Source organism: Fusicatenibacter sp. (assembly GCF_050872605.1).
Taxonomy (GTDB): Bacteria; Bacillota; Clostridia; order Lachnospirales; family Lachnospiraceae; genus Fusicatenibacter.
The window spans coordinates 1-20,989 of sequence record NZ_JBNMHD010000034.1 but is presented as its reverse complement, the minus strand read 5'-3'; the positions used below and the strand labels follow the sequence as shown (position 1 = coordinate 20,989).

Below are 20,989 nucleotides of genomic sequence, written 5' to 3'. Positions count from 1 at the left end.
TAGGAGGATGGGGTATGGAGCAGGAAAAAATTATGACAATTCACTGTGCCAGCTGCGGAGCGCCGGCTCAGTACGATATTGTGAAACAGAATTACCACTGTCCGAACTGTGGAGAAGATACAGGAACAGAGATTCCGTTAAAAAAGCTCCGGGAGTTTCGGAGTCTTACGAAAACATTGCTGAAGCAGGAGCTCCCGGACAGTCAGACGATCGCCTGCGAGTGTCCAAACTGTGGGGCGCGGGTGATTGTGAAGGAACACGAGGTAACAGAAACCTGTATTTTCTGTCAGTCTAAGATTCTGCGCTCGAATGTGCAGATGCGAGAAGGCTTTCCGGAAATGGTGATTCCCTTTCGGTTAAATCGGAAGCAGGCGGAAAAGCAGCTGGACGAATGGGTGGAGAAGCATTCCGATAAGAAGGAATCCCAGATTCTGAAGGAAAACAGGAAAAAATTAAAGGGAATTTATCTGCCGTATGAGCTTATACGCGGTCCGATCCGCTTCAATGTGGCAAGGGATAATTCCGACAGGCGGTATACCTGTGGAGGATTTCTGGAGCATGTGGCGGTCAACGTAACGGAACGCTGCAATAACCTGCTGCTGAATGGGATGGAGCCGTTTTTGTGGGAGGATCTGGAACCGTTTCAGTTTGGATATATTGCCGGTCATGCGGCGGAGGTCCCGACTGCGGACGGCGAGGAGCTGAGGCGGCGTGTATTTGAAGAGGTGGCGGAGGAGTATCGCCCAACCGTGGAGCGCACGATGCAGACAACCGGATTATCTTTATCTCCATCTGCAGATGCGCTTCTTCGGATGCCTGCATTCCTGCCGGTTTATTTCCTGGATTGCGGAGATGTCCAGGCAGCGGTAAATGGGCAGACAGGAAAGGTATCTGTGCTGGCTGCAAAGGAAACCAGGACGTATCCCTGGGTGATGGAACCGCTTCTTGGGACACTGGCTGTGATGTTCTTTATCTTCTTTGTTTTCCGCAATTATGGCGGAGTGCCCATGGATCCGAAGGAGCTGTTTGAGCTGGTGGGTATGGCCGGTCTGGTGGCAGCGCTGCTCCTTTTTACGATTTTCAGTAAGGGAAGAGAGGCCAGAGTCCGGAGAAAGGTTTATAAGAGTATCAGCGAGGAGAAAAAGAAAAATCCGGAGGAGACGATGAAACCGGTATTTTTTGAACAGATCGAAGGTCAGGAAATTCCGGTACAGCTGGGCTTTTATTCCGGTGGGCGCATCGCGAGGATTGCGCTGATTCTGCTGCTGATCAATCTGTCGCCGGGCATGCTGGCATGGCTCTTTACGGCGGTTTCGTGTATCGGAACCGGAGACTGGACTTTGCTTTGGCAGCTGGATTATAGCTACAATGTGGTCTGGCTGTGTCTGTCCCTGCCGGTTTCCGTGGCCGGGTTTGCTGTATTCGGGCGAATTGAAATTTACGATTCACCGGTGATCTTCCGAATTCTGGAAAATGGAGGACGGAAACGGCTCCGGGTGAAAAAGGAGAACAAAAAGACGCTGCACATGCGTTGGAGGACAGTCCGCAATACGATGGGAAACTGGGCATTACCGTTTTTGATTGTATTGCCGCTGTATGCCATGACAGTCTATATGATCATGAATCCTTATCCCTAAGGAAAGAAACAGACAGGAAGGGGGGAGCAAAGATGAAGAAGAATCGGAAAACAGGCGCAGTGATTCTGATAGTGCTCGGTTTGATTTGTGCGGTATCTACAGTGAAATCGTGCGGCGCAAAGCAGGAAGCGACAGATGAGGTGGTGTATGTAGGGCAGAACGGTTATGATCCTGCAAATGACGGAAAAATTGTGATTGTCTGCGGAGAGCTGAAGGTTCTGGAACCATCCTATGACGATGAACTGGGACTTACAATTGCCGCTCCACGCACCATGCGGAGCGCAAAAAAATTAGAACTGAAAGAATGGAATGCTCCGATGACAGAGGAAAATATGGAGTGGAAATCTGCTCTGGGCGGGATGGGAATCTTCCAGGGAAAAGCAGATGTGGGAGCTTATCATCTGTCTGAGGAGTTTATCGAACAGCTTATGCTGGGAAAAGAATACGAATTTGATGAGGAGACGCTGTCGGAGGCAGGACTTACCATTCTCACAGACCGGAAATACCGCGGAGAGAAATTCATCGGAACCCAGAGGATGGGCAGAGAAGTCTTCAAGGAAGGCGATCTGCGTTATCAGTATTCTGTCCCCTATCAGAGCGATGGAGATATGGTGACGGTGATCGGCATTCAGGAGCAGGACACACTGACCTATGTGAAAGGGGCTGCCCCCAATATGTTGAGCGGAGAACTGGATCAGAAAACCGCACTCAAAAAAAGCGGAATGTCTTCCGGCGGAGTCAGTATTTTCCGGCTCCTGTTAACAATTTTATTTCTGGCAGCCGGTGGTGGAATGCTGTTCCGGAAACAGGAACAAAAGAAAGACAGAAGTGGTTTATGAAAAAAGAAAAAAGAGGCTGGATATTGCTTCTGGCATTTACTACGTGGGCGGCGCTGATCGCAGGCTGCGGAAAATGGCCCGGAAATAAGCCGGAGAAAAAGCCGAAAGAGACGACAACGCCGCTTCCCAAGATTCAGGAATTGACGTATTATATGCACGGAACGATGATGGAACCGATCTGGAGCGTAAGCCTGATCCGGCAGGGAGAGGAAGCACTGGTACGGGTGGAGCCATGGGACGAAGAAGAGGAGGAATTCTACGATTATCCGGCGGAGGCAGAGATTCTTGAGAAAGCCCGTGTGATTCTGGAGACCTATGATGTGGCGTCCTGGGCTGGCTTCCGTGGAAGGGATCCCAATGTCTTAGATGGATATTCCATGGGGTTTCAGGTGGAATTTACAGACGGAAGCAAGATAGAAGCGTTCGGTGAGAATCAGTTCCCGAAAAATTGCCACGCTGTTTTCTCTGAGCTGAATGATCTGACGGCTGAGGCGAGAAATAAATTTACGGATGAGGGAAAACAGTTAATGCAGTGCTTTTGAGGGACAAACTTTCGTACATTCATAGCAGAGAATACACTCTGTTCCGTTTCTCCGCCTGCGGGTTTCTTTATTAACCTCCACGTTCATGGGGCAGACCCGCAGACACTTCCCGCAATGGACACACTTATCCTCATCACAGTGGACGCGCAGAAGAGAAAAATAGCTCATGGGTTTGAGAAAAACCGTAATGGGGCACAGATACTTGCAGAATGCCCGATTATCTTGAAACAGGAAGGCAAACACAATACCGACAAGGTAATAAAGCGTATTTCCGGCCAGGAAAAGCCAGAACATGATTTGTTCCAGATGTGCCACCTGCATCAGAAACAGACCGGACACTAACGCCAGAGACAGAAGAAACATCACATAGCGAAGGATGCCAAGCTTTTCCTTTCGTGGCTTCTGCGGCTGATTGTAGGGCAGAAAGTCCAGCACCATAGCTGTCCAGCAGGCGTAACCGCACCAGCCACGCCCAAAAAGCAGCGGTCCGAAAATTTTTGCAACCGCGTAGTGAATGGTCGCTGCTTCAAAAACGCCGAGAAACAGGTAGTACCAGAAGCCTTCCATCTGCATATTTTCACGGGAAATCACGCCAAGGTACAGCAGCATATAGCTGCCAACAGCCAACTGGACAAAATGCCGGGCATACCGTTTTCCGGCGGTAAACAGTGCCGTTCCAAGCCCAAGACAGGCTCCGATGTAGCTGAAATTCAGCAGATAGAAAAAATTGTCCTTTGTGAGCCAAAGCGTAACTGCCACTGCCTCAAACAGCAGAAACAGCAGCATAGATGGCACATATTTGTGAAGTCTGTGATAGATTCCCATTATTCCTTTGCTCCTCTGTTTTCTTGTTATTCCTCAGTATAACAGAGAAATGAAAAAATAGTAACCAGATTCTTGTAAAACATCTGCAAAAAAGTGAAACGGCTACAGGCGCAGGACGGTTTTAGGACCGCCTGCGCCTGTAGTCGTTTGGAGTCATTCCAAACTGTTTTTTAAAAGCTGTCTGAAAGTGGCTCTGACTGGAAAAACATAAAAAAGTACTGATTGTACTGATTGGTTTCTTTGTGAATTGAAGAAGACGGCGTCCCTCCTCGAGCTTACAGCGGAGAATAAAATCGCTGACGGTAAATCCAAGCGTTTCCCTGAAATACGTTGAAAAATAGGATTTACTGAAGCCTGCATATTGTGCAACATCTCCGACGGTAATGTGCTGATTGGTGTTTTGCTGGATGTACTGAATTGCCATTTGCAGGCGCTCATCGGTAGAGGTAGGAGTCTGTGCCTGGGCTACTTTTTCTGTAAAGGTATAAGGCATTTTGTCTAAAAGCTCGTACAGGATATCAGGATCGTTCGTCTGTTCTGCAAGCAGAATGAAATGGTCAGAAAGTTCATAGGCAGTATCATATTCGAGACCACCATCTATGGCGGCGCGGGTACAAAGCGTTGTACTTATAATAATATTGTTTTTCAATTGCCGGATAGCGTTATCGCCGGTAACACCTGTGTGAAAATTATCATCATTAAACTGAAGGGATTGAAACCCCTCCATATTTCCGGTTCTGACAAGCTTTAAAATAGCCTCTTCCAGTACATAGGATTTATTGTACACATAGTTCTCTTTTTTGTCGTAGCTCATCTGAACAATTTCGGGAGACAAAGCTTTCGGTGAGGCTTTGCCCGGAAGAAAATCGGAGGGTGTCTTCATTTCTTCATAAATACAGTAATTGATGAAAACCAGCTTTGAAATCAGGGATAATTTGGAAATATGTGGAATTCTTTTCAAAAAATCATGAAATTCCTCTTTTTGTTCATTTGAGATAACATAATCACAATACATCTTAAGAAGGGTTTCTTTGGAATAGGGAACATTTGAAACCGGACCGATGATAAGATACTTTGTGATGTCAAAATCCAGTCTCAGACAAGCAAAATAAACGCCATAATCTGTGGCACAATAGGATACCCGATCCGGTTTGGAAACCAGAAGATCAATATATTTCTGCGGCGGAAATGTCAGTGAAGTCTGTGGCGGAACACAGGAGTCAAAATGATGGTCTGCATAGATATACATGGGAATATTGTTATCGAAATAATACATACTTAAAAAGTTTTCCATATTATAATTCTGTTTCATGGTAGGGTGATCCTTTCTTTGCATGATATCGGAATCAAAACAGCTTTGATATCCGATTACTGTGTGCTTTGCGCTCACGCAGCCTTAATCTTTATAGTTATAGTAATGAAAACAGAGCAGAATGTCAATTGAAAACAGTGTAAATATATAAAAAATAGTATAAAAATGAAATACCTGTATCAAAAGGACAGTTATAATTTCAGTAAAATCAAACGAGAGTGAGATGTGAATGGAGGTAAAGCATGACAAGAGAGGAAATAGGTAACCTGATTTCCCAGATGACATTAGAAGAAAAAGCCGGCATGTGTTCCGGAGCGGATTTCTGGCATCTTAAGGGAATCGAACGACTGGGAATTCCATCTGTTATGGTCACGGATGGCCCTCACGGAATCAGAAAACAGGCAGAAGGCGGAGATCATCTTGGAATTAATGAGAGCGAGAAAGCAGTCTGTTTTCCGGCAGGCTGTGCCACAGCAGCAAGCTTTGACAGAGAATTGATCAAAAGACAGGGAGAAACAATCGGGCAGGAATGTCAGGCAATGAAGGTAAGCACGATTCTTGGACCGGCAATGAATATAAAACGTTCTCCTTTGTGCGGACGCAACTTTGAATATTATTCAGAGGATCCCTATGTATCATCTGAACTGGCGGCTGCATTCATAGAAGGTGTGCAGAGCAAAAATGTCGGAACAAGTGCGAAGCATTTTCTTGCAAATAATCAGGAAAAACGTCGTATGACAAATTCTTCCGATGTAGATGAGAGAACGCTTAGAGAAATTTATCTGGAATCTTTTGAGGGAGCGGTAAAAAAAGCAAAGCCGTGGACGATTATGAGCTCTTATAACCGGATCAATGGCGAGTTTGTAGGGGACAGTCCTGAGTTTCTCACAAAGATACTGCGCGACGAATGGGGATTTGACGGGTATGTGGTATCGGACTGGGGAGCAGTGAACGATCGAATCAAAGCCTTAAAAGCCGGACTTGACCTTGAGATGCCTCACGGAAGTGACGAGAACGATGAAATGATCGTAAAGGCTGTTGAAAGCGGAGAGCTGGATGAAAAAATACTGGATCTTACCTGTGAGAGAATTCTGGATATTATATTCAGATATACAGAAAACCGTGATGAAACAGCTGTATTTGACTATGAAAAGGATCATGAAACAGCAGCAGAGATTGAGAGTGAATGTATAGTTCTGCTGAAAAACGAGAACCAGATTCTTCCATTGTCCGGATATAAGAAAATAGCATTTATCGGAAAATATGCCAGGACACCAAGATATCAGGGAGGTGGAAGCTCTCATATTAACAGCTGGAAGATAGAATCAGCGCTGGAAGCGGCAAAAACAATTCCGGAACTGGCCAATGTAACGTTTGCAGAAGGATATCAGGATGAAAAGGATGAAGTTGTAAAAGAGCTTCAGGATGAAGCCGTTAAAACAGCGTCTGATGCAGAGGTTGCAGTTCTGTTTCTTGGGCTTCCGGACAACTTCGAATCAGAAGGATACGACAGAAAGCATATGAATCTTCCGAACTGCCAGAACGAGCTTGTACAGAAGGTTCTTGAAGTACAGAAGCATGTGGTAATTGTGCTTCATAACGGCTCTGCCGTACTGATGCCATGGAAGGATCAGGTAGAGGGTATTCTTGAGGCTTATCTAGGTGGAGAAGCAGTTGGAAGAGCTGTTGCAGAGGTTCTTGCAGGAATCAAGAATCCTTGCGGACGTCTGGCAGAAACATTTCCGCTTCGTCTGGAAGATACGCCCTGCTATCTGACATATGGAAAAGGCTATGACCATTCGGATTACAGAGAAGGTGTGTTTGTAGGATATCGTTATTACACATCCAGAAAGATGGAAACAGCGTTCCCGTTCGGACATGGTCTGTCTTATACAACATTTGCGTACAGTGATCTTCAGGTCAGTAAGAAAGAAATGTCTGACAATGAGAGCGTACAGGTAAGTGTTAAAGTAAAGAATACCGGGAAACGCGCCGGTAAGACAGTAGTTCAGCTCTATGTAGAGGCACCGGAGACAGAGGTTGTCCGTCCGGTCAGAGAACTGAAAGGATTTGAAAAGATTTTCCTGGAAGCAGGAGAAGAGAAGACCGTTACGTTTACACTGGATAAGAGAGCGTTTGCTTACTGGAATACATGCATTCATGACTGGTATGCAGAGGAAGGCTCTTATCAAGTGATGATTGGTGAAAATGCAGACCAGATGTGTGTGGGAGAAGAGATCACAGTGCATCCTGCAAAAGAACTTCCGAAAACATATTCCTTGAACACTTGCCTTGGTGAACTGCTGCGTGATCCAAAAGCACAGGCCGTGATGGGACCTTTCATGCAGGGAATGGCACAGAATGATGCGGCAAAAGATATGGCAGAAGCACAGGAAAAGGATACGTCGGGAGCTGTGAATCAGGAAATGATGGCAGCCATGATGGAAGGCATGCCGCTTCGTCAGCTTCTTAGCTTTGTTCCGGGAATCAGGCGAGAGATGCTCGAGCAGATGGTAGATGCGCTGAATCATTAGAAATTGTTCTTTACGACAAGAGGTAAAGAATGGTATAAAGAAAATGTAAGAGGGGATACAAAATGGCTAAAACAAAAAAAGAACTTGGTCTGGACTCGATGGGAGTCCCAAAATCAATGAGACTGACAGACTATCTCGGTGATGGTCTCGGACAGCTGCCACTGAATATTATGAGCTGCCTGGTCGGACAGATGACTTACTTCTATACAGAGAAGGTTGGACTTGCAGCAGGAATGGTTGCTACCATGCTTCTGATTGCAAAAATTTTCGATGCATTTTCAGATCTTGCAATGGGAAAAATCATGGACGCAGGGAAATCGCCAAAGGGAAAATGTCGTCCCTGGTTTTTGAGAATGGCAATTCCGGCATTTGTATCTATCATTTTACTGTTTACCGTACCTAAAAACATGGGAAGTGGTTTACAGGCAGCATATGTACTCATCACGAATGTATTGCTTACGGCAATTGTATATACAGCAGCGGCAATTCCCTACGGAGCTTTGATGGCAATCCGCACGGAAAGCTCTGAAGAACGTGGAAAAATGGGAATCTTCCGTGCAGCATTTGGATATATCGCAGGAATGGTAATTGCAATCCTTCTGATTCCAATTACAAATATGCTTGGCGGAACACAGAGCGCCTGGATTAAAGTGGGAGTAATCTTTGGTCTGATTTCCCTGGTTTCTCTGCTTATTCTTTACAAGGTATCAAAAGAAAATGTGCAGATAGCAGAAAAAAGTGAAGACGAGAATGTACCGTTTGTAGAAGGAATCAAAATGCTTTTTAAGAATAAGTATTGGGTTATCATGCTTGTGCTTCAGTTCTTAATGAATATTTCGTATAGTTTAAGTACATCCGGTGGTACCTATTATGCAAAATATATCCTTGGAAATGATAACATTGTTGCGCTTCTCGGAGCAGTCGGACTGATTCCGACATTCCTTGGATTCATCCTGACGGGACCGATGGCATCTAAATTAGGTATGACAAAAACATGTATGATTTCCTGCGCAATGGGAGCAGCAGCCTGCCTGGTGAGAGTATTTACCCCATACAGCCTTATGACATGCGTTGTAGGCGGAGCAGTGACAACCTTTGCTAATATTCCTTTGATGTGTCTGTTTGGACCAATGGTAAATAACTGTGTTGAGTACAATGATTACAAATTCGGCAAACGTATCGTAGGTATGACAAACAGTGCCAACTCTTTCGGAATGAAGATCGGATCCGGCATCGGAGCATCCTTGATTGGATGGCTTCTGGCAGCAGCCGGTTACAAAGCAGCACTTGAAACACAGCCGGCAGCTGTAGATACAGCAATCTTTGCTTTTGGTATCTACATCCCGCTTGCACTTTTCGTAATCATGTTCATTCTGCTTCTGAAAAATGACCTTGAGAAGAGATATCCGGAGATTATGGCAGAATTACAGAAGAGAGAAGCTGCAAAATAGAGAATAAATAGTAATATGAAGGGACGGAGCTGACACCAAGGTTCTGTCCCTTTTTGCCAGTCAGAAAATTTGAGGAGGCTGACTATAATGAAAGAACAGGGAAAAATAATGGTAAAAGAAACGCATTTTTTGAAGATGAAACAAGTGTAGCAACAGGATGGTTTCTTAAATAATCTTGCGTCTAAACAAAACAATCAATGTAATATGGCGGAAAGGAAGAGAATAAAAATGATGAAATTATATGATTTTAGAACAGAATACAGAGAAAACCCCATCGGACTTACAGACAGGGCACCAAGATTTTCGTGGAAAATAAAATCCGAAGAACAGAATACAATCCAGACAGCATATGAAATTAATGTAACAGATGAAAATGGTAACGCTGTCTGGAACAGTGGGAAAAAAGAATCAGACCAGTCCGTTTTGATTTCTTACGAAGGTGAAAAACTGAAAGATGAAATGCTTTATAAAGTAGAGGTATCTGTGACAGATAACCATGGAAATACCGAATCCATCGAAGGAACATTTGAGACAGGAATTTTTGACAATACAGAGTTTATTGCAAAAATGATCACAAGTGATTTCCCGGCAGAAGAGACGGCATGCCCGGTATTTGGAAAAACATTTGCAATTGAAAAAAAGGTAAAGAAAGCCCGTCTGTATGCAACGGCACATGGTGTATATGAAGTGATATTGAATGGACAGACAGTCGACGATTATCGTATGGCACCGGGATGGACAAGCTATCACAACAGACTGCAGTATCAGATTTATGATGTGACAGAGCAGCTTGCAGCAGAAAATGAAATCATAATCACAGTAGGAAACGGCTGGTACAAAGGTATTTTGGGATTTACTTGCGAGCCAAATCGTTATGGTACACAGGCAGGGGCATTTGCAGAGCTTCATGTTGAATATGAAGATGGAAGCAAAGATGTGATCGCTACAGACGAAACATGGTCTGTAAAGACAGGAGAAATCCGTTACAGTGAAATTTACATGGGTGAGACAATTGACACGGATGCACCTGAAATTGCGGAAGGAAATGTTGTTGTGAAAGATTTTGACAAAGCAGTTCTGACTGCACAGGAAAATGAGCCTGTCCGTATCACAGAGAAAATTGCGGGTAAAGAGTTGATCGTGACACCAAAGGGTGAAAAACTGGTTGATTTTGGACAGATCGTTACGGGTGTTGTGGAAGCACATGTGAAAGGTGAGAAGGGACAGAAAATTGTAATCCGTCACGCAGAGGTTCTGGACAAAGACGGAAACTTCTATCCGGAGACACTTCGTCAGGCAAAATCAATTGATACCTTTATCTGCAACGGAGAAGAACAGATCTTCCGTCCGCGTTTCACCTTCCACGGATTCCGTTATATCTGTGTGGAAGGAATGGAAGAGTTTACAGCAGATCAGTTTATTGCGTGCGTGACACATTCCGATATGGAAAAGACAGGAGATTTCAAATGCTCTAACAAAAAAGTAAATCAGTTACAGAGCAATATTACATGGAGTCAGAGAGATAATTTTCTCGATATCCCGACCGATTGCCCGCAGAGAGATGAGCGTCTCGGATGGACAGGGGATGCACAGGTATTCTCCTGGACAGCAGCATTTAACAGAAATACAGCACTGTTCTATACAAAGTGGATGCGGGATGTGGCAGCAGAGTCTTCTTTGGAAAAGGGTGTACCGCATGTTGTGCCGGATATTCTGGGACAGTACAGTTCTTCTGCATGGAGCGATGTGGCGGTTATTGTTCCGTGGGTTGTCTATCAGACGTATGGCGATAAAGGGATCCTGGAAGAAAACTGGAAATGTATGCATGAGTGGGTAGATTATATCCGAAACAACTGTGGTGAAAATGGTCTCTGGCAGAGTGGATTCCAGTACGGAGACTGGCTTGCGCTGGACAAAGAAGAGAGCGCGGACAGAACCGGAGCAACAGATAAATACATGATTGCGAACGCGTACTATCTGTATGTGACAGAGCTTGTAAAGAAAACAGCAGAGGTGCTGGGAAAAGACGAAGAAGCTAAAAAATATGCGGATCTTTACAAAGCAACTTTGGATGCGTTCCGGAGAGAATATTATACAGAGACAGGCCGTATTGTAAGCGAGACACAGACAGGTGCAATTATTTCCCTGTATTTTGACCTTGCAAGAGAAAAAGACAGAAAACGCATTTTAAATACATTACTTACCAATATTGCAAATCACAAAAATCATTTGGCTACAGGATTCGTTGGAACACCGTATATCTGCCACACACTTTCTGAAAATGGAGCACATGAGATGGCGGCTACTCTCTTTATGAAAGAAGATTATCCGTCCTGGCTCTACGCAGTAAACATGGGAGCTACAACGATCTGGGAGCGTTGGAATTCTATCAAACCGGATGGAACCTTTGACGAATCGGGAATGAACTCCCTGAACCATTATGCGTATGGTTCTGTAGGTGACTGGATGTACCGCAAAGTTGCCGGATTATCTCAGGTAGAGCCGGGATATAAGAAGTTCCAGGTAAAACCAATGTTTGTAAAAGGCATGGAAGAGTGGGGCACAGAGTTTGAATCTGTTTATGGAAAAATCGTGGCAAATACATCCTGTAAGAACGGAAAGATCCATGTACATGTAGAAGTCCCGGCGAACACAACAGCTGTAATTGTACTTCCGGAGAAAGAGGAAGTGTATGAGGCTGGTTCCGGTGTATATGATTATGAATATGCAACAGAGACATGCCTTGCAGTGGAGAGATTCAGCATGGACAGCACACTTGGTGAAATCGTTGCAGAACCGCTTGCGGTGGAGATGTTCAACCAGATGGCCCCGGGAATGCTGGATGGCCCGATGATCCAGTTCGCATACGGAATGACACTTGCAGAGCTGCTTGGGGCAGCACCACAGGCAAAACCGATGTATGAGGCGGTGGTGAATGCACTGAATCAGAAGGAAAAAGAAAATCAGTAAAGCGGTTCCCGGAGCGTGTCCTGCATAAGCGAGATGTGTTTTGTGAAGCCTTTGATGCGGAGAAAGCAGAGGTGTGCTATGAAAAGAAAAATTATGATAGCTGCAGTGGCAGCTGCTGTGATTTTTGCGGTGATTGCGATTCTTTCCGTTTTGGCGCAGACACCGGCATTAATCTGAAGAACCGAAATGATCTGCTGTGAAATTTCCGGCGGATCATAAGGATAAGAAAAAGATCTTTTTTACCACAACGGCAGGCCTGGGCATCGCAGGATGTGTGCTGAATGACATGACGACGGAGGAACGTATGGATGAGGTATCCTCCTATGGCTATGCATGGGGATATCTGGGATCCTGCATTCCGTTTCTTGCAGCACTGATTGCTTATGTGTTAGGGCCGGATATGGTCGGGGTGCTGCCGGATTTTGTCTCCAAGATGATCGGCTTTGGCGTGAAGGCGTTCTGGTGGCTGGTAGTGACACTGCCGCTGCTGAAGAATTACCGGCAGAAAAATTACGTGGAAACGAGAACGGTTACCGTTGGTCAGACGTTTGGAAAAATTTTCGGGACACTGAAAAAATCGTAGTTTCGGATCGGAAAGTATGCATATGGAGACCCTGTGGAGACTGCTGGCGCGGTATGAAATTACGAGAAAAAGAACCGTGAAACTCTTCGGCAGCAACGCCGTCCAAGAAGTTAGGTACCAGACCCCATTACACTTCATTACTGCCCTGCGGTCCGGAAGAATAACGCTTGACAAGTAACCGATCGGTCACTATAATATAAGGTAACCGATCGGTTACGAATTTAAGGAGTGAAAGTATAAGTGGAGATACAAAGGAGCGTATACTCGAAACAGCGCTTGAGCTGTTCGCACAGAGTGGATATCTGGGAACTTCTATGAGTGACATTGCAAAGCAGCTTGGTATCACGAAGGGTGCTTTGTATAAGCACTATAAAAGCAAACAGGAAATCCTGGACTGCATTGTGGAGCGGATGAATCAGATGGATTACGAACGCGCAGAAGAATATGAAATGCCGGAAACAGAGCCCGATGGTTTTGCCGAGGCTTATCTGCAGACCCCGATTGCACAGATTCATGATTACAGCATGGCGCAGTTTGATCATTGGACGAAAGAAACATTCTCTGCCAATTTTCGCAAAATGCTGACGCTGGAACAATACCGCGATCCAAAACTTGCGCAGCTTCATCATGATTATCTGGCGGGCGGACCATTGGAATATATGGCGGCGATTTTTCGGAAGCTGGCGGATTCTGATGAAACGGCCATGCAGCTGGCGTTGGAGTTTTATGGACCAATGTATCTGCTCTACAGTGTTTATGATGGTGCAGAAGATAAGGAGTCCATTGCTCCTCTGTTAGATACACATATCAACCGGTTTATTGCCAAGGTAGAGTCTGTTTACAGAAAGGATGGAAATGCAACATGATGGAAGCAGAAGAAAAGCGATGGGTTTTATGCCCGTGGTGCGGAGCCAAAACACGTCTGCAGCTGTTCCGGGAAACAGAACTGAAAGCCTTTCCCCTGTATTGCCCAAAGTGCAGAAGGGAAAGCATTATCAATGCAAAGAACTTTATTATTGAAACGAAAGAAGCCAGACGCTGAAGACGCAGTACTGATTGCAGAGTCAATCGTGTACTGCGTCTGCTTTTTTACCAAACATAGAAAGCATTGATCGGATGGATCAATTTTAAATGAAAGGAAAGATTCTATGAATGCAATTGTTTATACCACAAACACCGGCAGTATAGAGCACTATGCCAAGCTGCTGGCTCATGAAACCGGCCTTCCGGTAACAAGTGTTGGATTGGTATAAGAATTGGAGGAATATGGATGATGATGAACGATAATATTACAATCCGTCTGGAAACAAAAGACGATTACAGAGCTGTGGAAAACCTGACCCGGGAGGCATTTTGGAATGTCTACTGTCCTGGCTGCATGGAGCACTATGTACTGCACTGCTATCGAAATGATCCGGCATTCGTGCCGGAACTGGACTTTGTGATGGAGCGGAACGGCGAGCTGATCGGGCAGGTCATGTATGTGCGGTCGGAAATTGCCTGTGATGACGGTCGGAAACTGCCGGTTATGACGTTTGGTCCCATCGGCATTGCGCCCGCATATAAACGTCAGGGCTATGGAAAGTATCTGCTCGACTATTCCATGGAAAAAGCCCAGGAGATGGGAGCAGGTGCGCTTGCCATTACCGGAAATATTCTGTTTTACGGAAAGTCCGGTTTTGTCCCGGCAAAGACAAAGGGCATCCGCTATGCAGACGATCCGGAGGCGGATTATTTCCTTATCAAAGAGCTGATCCCAGGCTTTCTGGACGGTATTTCCGGCAATTATAAAGATCCGGAGGGCTATTTTATCTGTGAGAAGAACCCGGAAGCTTTTGAAAAATTTGAAGCCGCATTCCCCAAAAAGGAAAAGCTGAAACTGCCGGGGCAGCTGTTCTGATTCGAGCGATAAAGTTTGGCAGCAGAACGATGCTGAGGGGTAAGCAGGTGTGTGATAAAAGGAGAACAGGACAATGGGGGAATCCCGTGTCCTGTTTTTTTGCCCCTGAAAAGTGGAAATTTCCTATCCCCTCTGCATACAATACAGGTAGAGTATCTTTTCAAACCCGTTCAGAAAGGATGATCATTATGACGAAAGGCATTGTAAAAATAAAGAAAAACCGTGCATTTGTAGAGCAGCAGAACGGCGAGGTGGAAGTGGCTTCCGGGCAGTATGTGTATCTGAAAGTGGAAAATTGCTGGATTCCGGTGGTGGTGCGGTATTCGGCGCGGAGGAAGAAGTGGTATTTTAAGTATCTCGAGGAAATCCCGGTCTGCGGGCAGAAGGTGCTGCTGAAGGCGTAGCCGGTAAAGGGCGTTTCACGTATGTTTAACATTTCTATGATGTTCTGTTTATCTTTCCTATAGCAAGACCCGAAAATAATGCAAAAAAGGCAGTGCTGCAGAGCGCGAATTGCAAGGAACAGATTTGAAGGCGTACCGGGGTACGACGAGAATCTGTGACGCAGTAATTCACGCTCTGCGGTGCTGAATTTTTTGCATTATTTTCGGGGATTGCTATAAGTATGATAGAGACAGAAAAACAGACGAAAAGGAGAAAGCATTTCTGGATTCCGCAGAGCAGATTGTGAATGCGCAGGAGCTGGAAGAACTGTTAAGACAGCGGATCTTATACCAGAATAAATTTTTAATGCTGACTGCAGCAGACGGCATCGCCTGTGTTCTGATTCTGATCGGGGTCAGCCGCTTTTTTACTCGGCATCGCGCTCGTCGCAGGAATTACATGGCTGAACGGACAGGGCGGCAGTACATCGATGGATCTTGGTCAGTTTTCGATCGGCCTTGGCATCAAACTTTTCCTGATCGGAATGATTGCTATTTCCGCCATGTTCCTTCCGGGAATTTCAGATTCTCGACTGGATTCAGACCTTACGCACACCGGCACTTGTAAGGATAAGCAATCAAAAAATGCGGAGACTCGTGTGAAGGGTCTCCGCATTTTTTCGTGAAAGCTATAGTGCAAGTTTCCGTTTCCAGTACACATCGTACGCCACGGACACCGCTGTTCCAAAGAGCAGCGCCCATGCCATCGCCGAAAGCCCGATCACCGGTTCTGCGGCAAAAGCAAAGATGAGGCGGCAGCCAAGGGACAGAACCGAGGAGATGGCGAAGAGGTTCATCTTCAGATGCGCTTTTAACAGTGCCTCGATGCTGTACTTGAAGAGCTGTAAAAAGAAGTTTGGGATCATAAAAAGCAGGTACAGCTTTGCAAACACATAGCCGCTGCTGGCAGGATCCATGGAGTACATCGCCATCAGGGCGCCGGAGAAAAAGACGTCGATGACCGTGAGGACAATGCACACGCCGAGACCCTCTTTGATCAGGAAAGAATAGCCTTCTTTTACGCGGCCCATCTCCTTTGCGCCGATGTTCTGCGAGGCAAACGTCTCAAATCCGACACTGGTTGCCACGATTGGGAGGAGCAGGAGGTTGAAAATGGTAGTTGCCACGGTATATCCGTTGATGTACTCAACACCGGCGCGGTTTACGATGACCTGAAGCGCCATCGTTCCGAACGAGAGCACGGAGCTCTGAACAATCGTTGGGATGGCGAGGGTCAGATATTCTTTCAGAGACGCAGGAGAAAAGTACGCTTTTGCCTGCGTCTTCTGTTTTAAGAGCCGGGAGGCGCATGCGAGATTCCAGATGCAGCTTACCAGCATCGAAAAATCAGATGCCCATGCGGCACCTTCCACACCGGTGTGGAAAAAGCGGATGATGATGACATCAAGTACAATATTCAGAATCTGTGTGCTGACGCAGATTGTCGTCTGCATTTTTGAGTTGCCGCTTCCGTTGATGACAGCGCCCGCCGCGCCCTGCAGACCAGTGAGCGGGAAACTTAAGGCATAGATAACTGCAAGCCGTGTGCAGGAGGCAAGGATTTCTTGCGGAAGCTGCATGATGCGGAAAACGGTGGTGGAGAACAGAAGATAAATAACTGTCTGAACAAGACCGAGCGCCATGCCCGCCATTCCCAGAGTAAAGACGGTCGGTTTTATTTTGTCATACTGCTGTTCGCCGTAAAAACGTCCCACAACGATATGGCTTGCGCCGGAAAAACCGCTTAAAATGGCGTAACCGATTAAGAGAATATTGTTCGCCGATGACCAGATCGAGAGCGCCGTTTCATTGACGAACCGCGCGACGATAACGCTGTCCGCGACCATGTATGCCTGGTTCAGAATCTGCATCAGAGTGATCGGCATGGTGAATTTCAAGAGTGCTGTAGATACTTTTCCTTTTGTTAAATCCATAAATTTGTCCTTCCTTTTTGTTGTTGACTCTGCTAGTATAAACTTATACGTAACGTACAGGTCAAGAACAAAATTTGTGCGGAGGAGAGAAACCATGACACCGGAGAAATACTATAAAGTAAATGAATTTGCAAAGCTGTGCGGAGTGACGCCGCGGACGCTGAAATATTACGAAACAAGAGGCCTCATCCGCCCGGCGCTGGTTGGAGAAAACGGATATCGGTATTACAGCATTTCCCAGATCGACGAGGTCTCCGCGATTCTGCTGTTCCGCGACTACGGCTTCTCCCTCGAGGAGATCAAAACCCTCATGGATCAGGACGACCTCGCGGGAATCGAGCAGCGGATGGGGATGATGCTTTCTATTATAAAAGAACAGAAGAAAAAGCTCGAGCAGCAGGCAAAAAACATCCGCTACACCTGCACCCAGGTCGCCGAAGCGCGGAAACACCTCGGTGAGCCATTCCTGCAGACCCACGAATCTCAGCGCATCGTCTTCGAACCCGTTGCCCTCATGCAGGATCATTCCTTCATCATCAATTACCTGACCGACGGCCTGCGGAACGGAACGAGCTTTGGCGGCCCGGATTTAACCGTAAAAGGCCGCTACCAGACCGACCCCGCCGGCCGGGAAATCCTCTCCGGCAGAGGAATCTGCCTCTACGAAATGGGCTTTCCGCAGCACGAAACCGTAGAAAAAGTCTACACCGCCGCCAAAGCCGCCGGTCTGTCACCAGAAAATGTGTACTGCGAAATGGTACTGGAAAACATCGTACCGGAAAAATGCCTGTTCCAGTATTTTACGGCGGAACAGTCGACAGTATAAAAACAGTTTAACACCTGTCATTGACGTTTCTTTTTTTCTTTTTTATAATAAAGAAAACAAAATGTCGGATGTACAGAGAACAGAAATTTTGGAAGAGGTGTGAAAAATGGGAATGTTCGTCAATCCAGATAACCGCGCGTTTCAGGCAGTCTTAAATGCCAGAATTTACGTCGATAAAAGCGGTCTGCTTAATTATACCAACAGTGTGCTGGCATCCACAGATGCTTTCATCTGCAACAGCCGTCCCCGCCGGTTCGGAAAATCAATTACGGCGAATATGCTGACGGCATACTACAGCAAAGGCTGTGATTCCGAAGAAATGTTTTCCAATTTGGAAATCGCAAAAGCAGAAGATTTCAAAAAACATCTGAACCAGTATGATGTAATTCACTGGGACATTCAATGGTGCATCGACCCGGCAGGCGGTCCGGAACAGGTTTGATGTGCTTACCTATCTGATCCATCTGGGATATCTTGGATACGATCAGCAGAAAAAAACTGCCTTTGTCCCAAACGAAGAAATCCGCCAGGAGCTGACGACAGCGGTGGAGAGCACGCACTGGAATGAGCTGATTACCTTTCAGCAGGATTCGGAAAAACTGCTGAATGCAACACTGAACCAGAACAGCGATGTTGTTGCAGAGCAGATCGAAAAAATCCACAACGAATATACTTCGGTTATTCAGTATCATGATGAGAATTCCTTGAGCAGTGTACTGACAATCGCCTATCTCTCTGCGATGCAGTATTATTTTAAACCGATCCGTGAATTACCAACAGGGCGCGGATTTGCAGATTTTGTGTTCCTTCCAAAGCCGGAATACAAGGGGGATTATCCTGCGCTGGTTGTCGAACTGAAATGGAATAAGAAAGCACAGACTGCACTGCAGCAGATCAAAGATAAGAAATATCCAGATTCCGTTTTGCAATATACCGGTGAAATTCTGCTGGTGGGGATCAATTATGACAGGGATAGTAAAGAGCATCCGTGTGTGATGGAACGGTATGAGAAATAGTATTTAGTGCAGCCTGTTGGAATGATGATGGAAAAACTTACAAAATCTTAATTTTTGCGTGTAGGGCGAGTCTGTGTGATATACTGGCATCAGTAAAGAGTGTAAAAACTCATTGGAATGGAGGTATCATCTATGAGCAAAAAAGAAGGTTACAGCAGACCGGGATTGTTTGGAAATATCAATCATTATGACGAAAAAGGCCGTAAGACAGGCGAAAGCCGCCCTGGAATTTTCGGTGGATACACAGAGTACGACAACCAGGGGCATAAAACAGGCGAAAGCCGTCTGGGAATGTTCGGAGGAATCAACCATTACGACACATCCGGCCACAAAACAGGTGAATCTAGACCGGGAATGTTTGGTGGAATCAATCACTATGACGAAAAAGGCCACAAGACAGGTCACAGCAGCAGAGGAATCTTCGGCGGCTGGAATCATTACGATGGCTGAGTGTGTTGTGAAAAATTCGAAAGAAAGTGTATGGGAGGGAAAGAATATGGATCATATAATCTGGCTTATTACGACAATTCCCTGCAGCGCTTTGATGACAGGATTCGGCATCTACGCATGGAACCGAAAGAAACCAATGTGGTTCTGGTCGGGATCAAGTGAAAAAGAAATTGAAGTTTCAGATGTCCGGGCTTATAATCATGCGAATGGAGTTATGTGGATCGTGTATTCACTGGTTCTGTGGGCTGCTTCTATTGCAGGTTTCTGGAATGGAACAGCTGCGCTGACGTTGATCGTACTTGCCATAGTGGTGGGATTACCGGCGCTTATGATGGTATACCAGAGGATTTATAAAAAGTATAAGGTATGAAAGGAAAATATCATATGCCAATGCTAGAGGATGAATATAAAAAAGAAGAAAAAATAAACGGTGTTTTCTATGATATGTCTCCATCACCAAATTATCAGCATGGAATTGTAGATGGCAATATTTATCGGATTATTTCAGCGGGTTTGAAAGGAAGTATATGCCTTGCTTTTATGGAAAATCTGGATTACAAATACCAAGCGGATGTGAATGATGATTATGTTATTCCAGATGTAATGGTTGCATGTGACAGAAAATATTTAAAAGGCGGATCTTATTCGGGAGTGCCTAAATTTATAGTGGAAACACTCAGTCCAGCCACGGCGCTGCGAGATAAGACGGTAAAAAAAGAAATTTATCAGAATGCCGGTGTGGCAGAATACTGGATTATATCGCCAAGAGAGCGGGCAGTGGAAATTTATTATCTGGAAGATGGGAAATATGATTTAAAGTATAGCTATATTCTGCAGGATGATGCAGAAGAGGCACATTATAATGCAGACACCAAGATTGTGTTAAAAGAATTTCCACATATCAGCATGACACTGGCGGAGATTTTTGAAAATGTAGATTAAAAGGAATATAGAATCAATAGGAAATGGGCTGCCGCACGTTAGGGCGACAGCCCATTGATACTATATGGGATTAATCATCCCACGCCTCATCATAATAATCCTCCGCATCCTCATAACTGTCAAAGTCTTGTGCAGGGGGTAAACAGAACGAGCAGGTCTTCAAACGTTGCCTGACGAAGACGATCCTGCATATCATTTTTTATCGAGACCATGTGATCTGCGGCAGCTTTATCTTTCTGAGCCAGAAATTCATTGTGCAGCTCCTGGATTCTGCGCTGTTCGGCAGCTTCCTGTTTTTCACGCTCCGATCGATACGAAGATCCCGCAAGCAGAGCGCAGATCAGCGTCAGACTGAAAACAAGAAGAAAAGAATAAAGATATGGATGACCGGGATGATTTTCATGATTAAAATCCTTTCGTTTGTCATAGGCGGAAACCCACTTCCCTTGGGATGTGGGAGGAGCCTTATGAATTTGCAACCATTAACCTTGGTTTTCGATGTACTTTTGTATAGTTGCTGACGATACTTCGCCTATGCTACAAGCAAAATAGCCGTCAGACCAAAAGATTTTCTTCTTCCAGTACTGCCTAGACAGAAAATCTGAATACTTTTGCCATAAATGATATGTGGTCTGTTGTTTAACAGTAAAGGTCAAACCACTCGCCTTTCACTAAGTCCATTTTTAGTGCATACTTGAGAAAAACAATAGATTTTTTCAAGGAGGACTAAAGACTATGGATCAATGCACTCATGAAGTTCGTGCAGAGTACTGGAAGAAAATCAT

19 protein-coding genes and 2 pseudogenes are annotated in these 20,989 nt (G+C 45.4%); 17 read left to right on the top strand and 4 right to left on the bottom strand.

Features of this window, described 5'->3' with window-relative positions; all coding sequences use genetic code 11:
- The first annotated feature begins 14 nt into the window (after positions 1 to 14).
- Genes ACY2VT_RS10625 through ACY2VT_RS10615 form a run of 3 tightly spaced genes read left to right on the top strand, consistent with a single transcriptional unit; the run spans position 15 to position 3,018 of the window.
- Positions 15 to 1,637, top strand: coding sequence for a TFIIB-type zinc ribbon-containing protein (locus ACY2VT_RS10625; protein WP_461879862.1), 1,623 nt, complete (start codon positions 15 to 17; stop codon positions 1,635 to 1,637).
- A 32-nt stretch (positions 1,638 to 1,669) separates the two neighbouring features.
- Entirely contained in the window at positions 1,670 to 2,476 is an 807-nt protein-coding gene (locus ACY2VT_RS10620) for a hypothetical protein (protein WP_461879861.1), read from the top strand.
- The gene (locus ACY2VT_RS10615; protein ID WP_461879860.1) at positions 2,473 to 3,018 is read left to right on the top strand and encodes a hypothetical protein; all 546 of its coding nucleotides are present in this window, start codon (positions 2,473 to 2,475) and stop codon (positions 3,016 to 3,018) included. Before ACY2VT_RS10620 ends, ACY2VT_RS10615 begins: the two co-directional genes overlap by 4 nt.
- On the opposite strand, the gene ACY2VT_RS10610 is transcribed toward ACY2VT_RS10615, so the two are convergent.
- Both ACY2VT_RS10610 and ACY2VT_RS10605 read right to left on the bottom strand, forming a co-directional pair.
- Positions 3,001 to 3,843 carry a 4Fe-4S binding protein gene (locus tag ACY2VT_RS10610; RefSeq protein ID WP_461879859.1) on the bottom strand — a complete coding sequence of 281 codons (843 nt, stop codon included), beginning with the start codon at positions 3,841 to 3,843 and terminating at the stop codon, positions 3,001 to 3,003. The two genes, ACY2VT_RS10615 and ACY2VT_RS10610, sit on opposite strands and share 18 nt — an antisense overlap.
- 121 nt (positions 3,844 to 3,964) lie before the next feature.
- On the bottom strand, positions 3,965 to 5,155 hold the full coding sequence (locus ACY2VT_RS10605; protein ID WP_461879858.1) for a helix-turn-helix domain-containing protein: 1,191 nt from the start codon (positions 5,153 to 5,155) through the stop codon (positions 3,965 to 3,967).
- Positions 5,156 to 5,397: 242 nt separating this feature from the next.
- On the opposite strand from ACY2VT_RS10605, the gene ACY2VT_RS10600 reads away from it, so the two are divergent.
- From ACY2VT_RS10600 to ACY2VT_RS10560, 9 genes are all read left to right on the top strand, one after another.
- Positions 5,398 to 7,689, top strand: a complete 2,292-nt coding sequence (locus ACY2VT_RS10600) for a glycoside hydrolase family 3 C-terminal domain-containing protein (protein WP_461879857.1) — start codon at positions 5,398 to 5,400, stop codon at positions 7,687 to 7,689.
- Positions 7,690 to 7,751: 62 nt separating this feature from the next.
- A complete protein-coding gene (locus ACY2VT_RS10595; RefSeq protein ID WP_461879856.1) occupies positions 7,752 to 9,140 on the top strand; it encodes an MFS transporter in 1,389 nt (462 codons plus the stop codon).
- A 231-nt stretch (positions 9,141 to 9,371) separates the two neighbouring features.
- Entirely contained in the window at positions 9,372 to 12,110 is a 2,739-nt protein-coding gene (locus tag ACY2VT_RS10590) for an alpha-L-rhamnosidase (RefSeq protein WP_461879879.1), read from the top strand.
- Between the two features lie 196 nt (positions 12,111 to 12,306).
- Complete coding sequence (locus ACY2VT_RS10585; RefSeq protein WP_461879855.1) at positions 12,307 to 12,693, top strand: hypothetical protein; 387 nt, start codon at positions 12,307 to 12,309, stop codon at positions 12,691 to 12,693.
- A gap of 236 nt (positions 12,694 to 12,929) precedes the next feature.
- On the top strand, positions 12,930 to 13,559 hold the full coding sequence (locus ACY2VT_RS10580; protein ID WP_461879878.1) for a TetR/AcrR family transcriptional regulator: 630 nt from the start codon (positions 12,930 to 12,932) through the stop codon (positions 13,557 to 13,559).
- Entirely contained in the window at positions 13,556 to 13,735 is a 180-nt protein-coding gene (locus ACY2VT_RS10575; protein WP_461879854.1) for a cysteine-rich KTR domain-containing protein, read from the top strand. The genes ACY2VT_RS10580 and ACY2VT_RS10575 overlap by 4 nt, the downstream gene beginning before the upstream one ends.
- Before the next feature lie 228 nt (positions 13,736 to 13,963).
- Entirely contained in the window at positions 13,964 to 14,593 is a 630-nt protein-coding gene (locus tag ACY2VT_RS10570) for a GNAT family N-acetyltransferase (protein WP_461879853.1), read from the top strand.
- A gap of 188 nt (positions 14,594 to 14,781) precedes the next feature.
- Positions 14,782 to 14,997: a hypothetical protein gene (locus tag ACY2VT_RS10565; RefSeq protein WP_022462490.1), complete on the top strand. Its 216-nt coding sequence runs from the start codon at positions 14,782 to 14,784 to the stop codon at positions 14,995 to 14,997.
- Positions 14,998 to 15,467: 470 nt separating this feature from the next.
- Positions 15,468 to 15,662 (top strand): hypothetical protein, encoded by a 195-nt coding sequence (locus ACY2VT_RS10560; RefSeq protein ID WP_461879852.1) that lies wholly within the window; start codon positions 15,468 to 15,470, stop codon positions 15,660 to 15,662.
- Positions 15,663 to 15,665: 3 nt separating this feature from the next.
- Here the strand turns inward: ACY2VT_RS10560 and ACY2VT_RS10555 are convergent, their stop codons facing one another.
- A complete protein-coding gene (locus tag ACY2VT_RS10555) occupies positions 15,666 to 16,970 on the bottom strand; it encodes an MATE family efflux transporter (protein WP_461879851.1) in 1,305 nt (434 codons plus the stop codon).
- A 94-nt stretch (positions 16,971 to 17,064) separates the two neighbouring features.
- On the opposite strand from ACY2VT_RS10555, the gene ACY2VT_RS10550 reads away from it, so the two are divergent.
- The 5 genes and pseudogenes from ACY2VT_RS10550 (at position 17,065) to ACY2VT_RS10530 (ending at position 20,204) form a co-directional block, all read left to right on the top strand.
- The gene (locus tag ACY2VT_RS10550; RefSeq protein ID WP_461879850.1) at positions 17,065 to 17,796 is read left to right on the top strand and encodes a MerR family transcriptional regulator; all 732 of its coding nucleotides are present in this window, start codon (positions 17,065 to 17,067) and stop codon (positions 17,794 to 17,796) included.
- A gap of 106 nt (positions 17,797 to 17,902) precedes the next feature.
- Positions 17,903 to 18,812: pseudogene (locus tag ACY2VT_RS10545) on the top strand (AAA family ATPase).
- A 132-nt stretch (positions 18,813 to 18,944) separates the two neighbouring features.
- On the top strand, positions 18,945 to 19,262 hold the full coding sequence (locus tag ACY2VT_RS10540) for a hypothetical protein (RefSeq protein ID WP_461879849.1): 318 nt from the start codon (positions 18,945 to 18,947) through the stop codon (positions 19,260 to 19,262).
- 46 nt (positions 19,263 to 19,308) lie between these two features.
- Positions 19,309 to 19,632, top strand: coding sequence for a hypothetical protein (locus tag ACY2VT_RS10535; RefSeq protein WP_461879848.1), 324 nt, complete (start codon positions 19,309 to 19,311; stop codon positions 19,630 to 19,632).
- Entirely contained in the window at positions 19,629 to 20,204 is a 576-nt protein-coding gene (locus tag ACY2VT_RS10530; protein WP_461879847.1) for a Uma2 family endonuclease, read from the top strand. Before ACY2VT_RS10535 ends, ACY2VT_RS10530 begins: the two co-directional genes overlap by 4 nt.
- A gap of 482 nt (positions 20,205 to 20,686) precedes the next feature.
- Here the strand turns inward: ACY2VT_RS10530 and ACY2VT_RS10525 are convergent.
- Positions 20,687 to 20,848: pseudogene (locus tag ACY2VT_RS10525) on the bottom strand (transposase); the annotation flags it as partial.
- Between the last annotated feature and the right edge of the window lie 141 nt (positions 20,849 to 20,989).

Coding starts and splice junctions, on each gene's coding strand:
- ACY2VT_RS10625 (WP_461879862.1), top strand. CDS start 15: ATGGAGCAGGAAAAAATTATGACAATTCACTGTGCCAGCTGCGGAGCG.
- ACY2VT_RS10620 (WP_461879861.1), top strand. CDS start 1,670: ATGAAGAAGAATCGGAAAACAGGCGCAGTGATTCTGATAGTGCTCGGT.
- ACY2VT_RS10615 (WP_461879860.1), top strand. CDS start 2,473: ATGAAAAAAGAAAAAAGAGGCTGGATATTGCTTCTGGCATTTACTACG.
- ACY2VT_RS10610 (WP_461879859.1), bottom strand. CDS start 3,843: ATGGGAATCTATCACAGACTTCACAAATATGTGCCATCTATGCTGCTG.
- ACY2VT_RS10605 (WP_461879858.1), bottom strand. CDS start 5,155: ATGAAACAGAATTATAATATGGAAAACTTTTTAAGTATGTATTATTTC.
- ACY2VT_RS10600 (WP_461879857.1), top strand. CDS start 5,398: ATGACAAGAGAGGAAATAGGTAACCTGATTTCCCAGATGACATTAGAA.
- ACY2VT_RS10595 (WP_461879856.1), top strand. CDS start 7,752: ATGGCTAAAACAAAAAAAGAACTTGGTCTGGACTCGATGGGAGTCCCA.
- ACY2VT_RS10590 (WP_461879879.1), top strand. CDS start 9,372: ATGAAATTATATGATTTTAGAACAGAATACAGAGAAAACCCCATCGGA.
- ACY2VT_RS10575 (WP_461879854.1), top strand. CDS start 13,556: ATGATGGAAGCAGAAGAAAAGCGATGGGTTTTATGCCCGTGGTGCGGA.
- ACY2VT_RS10570 (WP_461879853.1), top strand. CDS start 13,964: ATGATGATGAACGATAATATTACAATCCGTCTGGAAACAAAAGACGAT.
- ACY2VT_RS10565 (WP_022462490.1), top strand. CDS start 14,782: ATGACGAAAGGCATTGTAAAAATAAAGAAAAACCGTGCATTTGTAGAG.
- ACY2VT_RS10560 (WP_461879852.1), top strand. CDS start 15,468: ATGGATCTTGGTCAGTTTTCGATCGGCCTTGGCATCAAACTTTTCCTG.
- ACY2VT_RS10555 (WP_461879851.1), bottom strand. CDS start 16,970: ATGGATTTAACAAAAGGAAAAGTATCTACAGCACTCTTGAAATTCACC.
- ACY2VT_RS10550 (WP_461879850.1), top strand. CDS start 17,065: ATGACACCGGAGAAATACTATAAAGTAAATGAATTTGCAAAGCTGTGC.
- ACY2VT_RS10540 (WP_461879849.1), top strand. CDS start 18,945: ATGAGCAAAAAAGAAGGTTACAGCAGACCGGGATTGTTTGGAAATATC.
- ACY2VT_RS10535 (WP_461879848.1), top strand. CDS start 19,309: ATGGATCATATAATCTGGCTTATTACGACAATTCCCTGCAGCGCTTTG.
- ACY2VT_RS10530 (WP_461879847.1), top strand. CDS start 19,629: ATGAAAGGAAAATATCATATGCCAATGCTAGAGGATGAATATAAAAAA.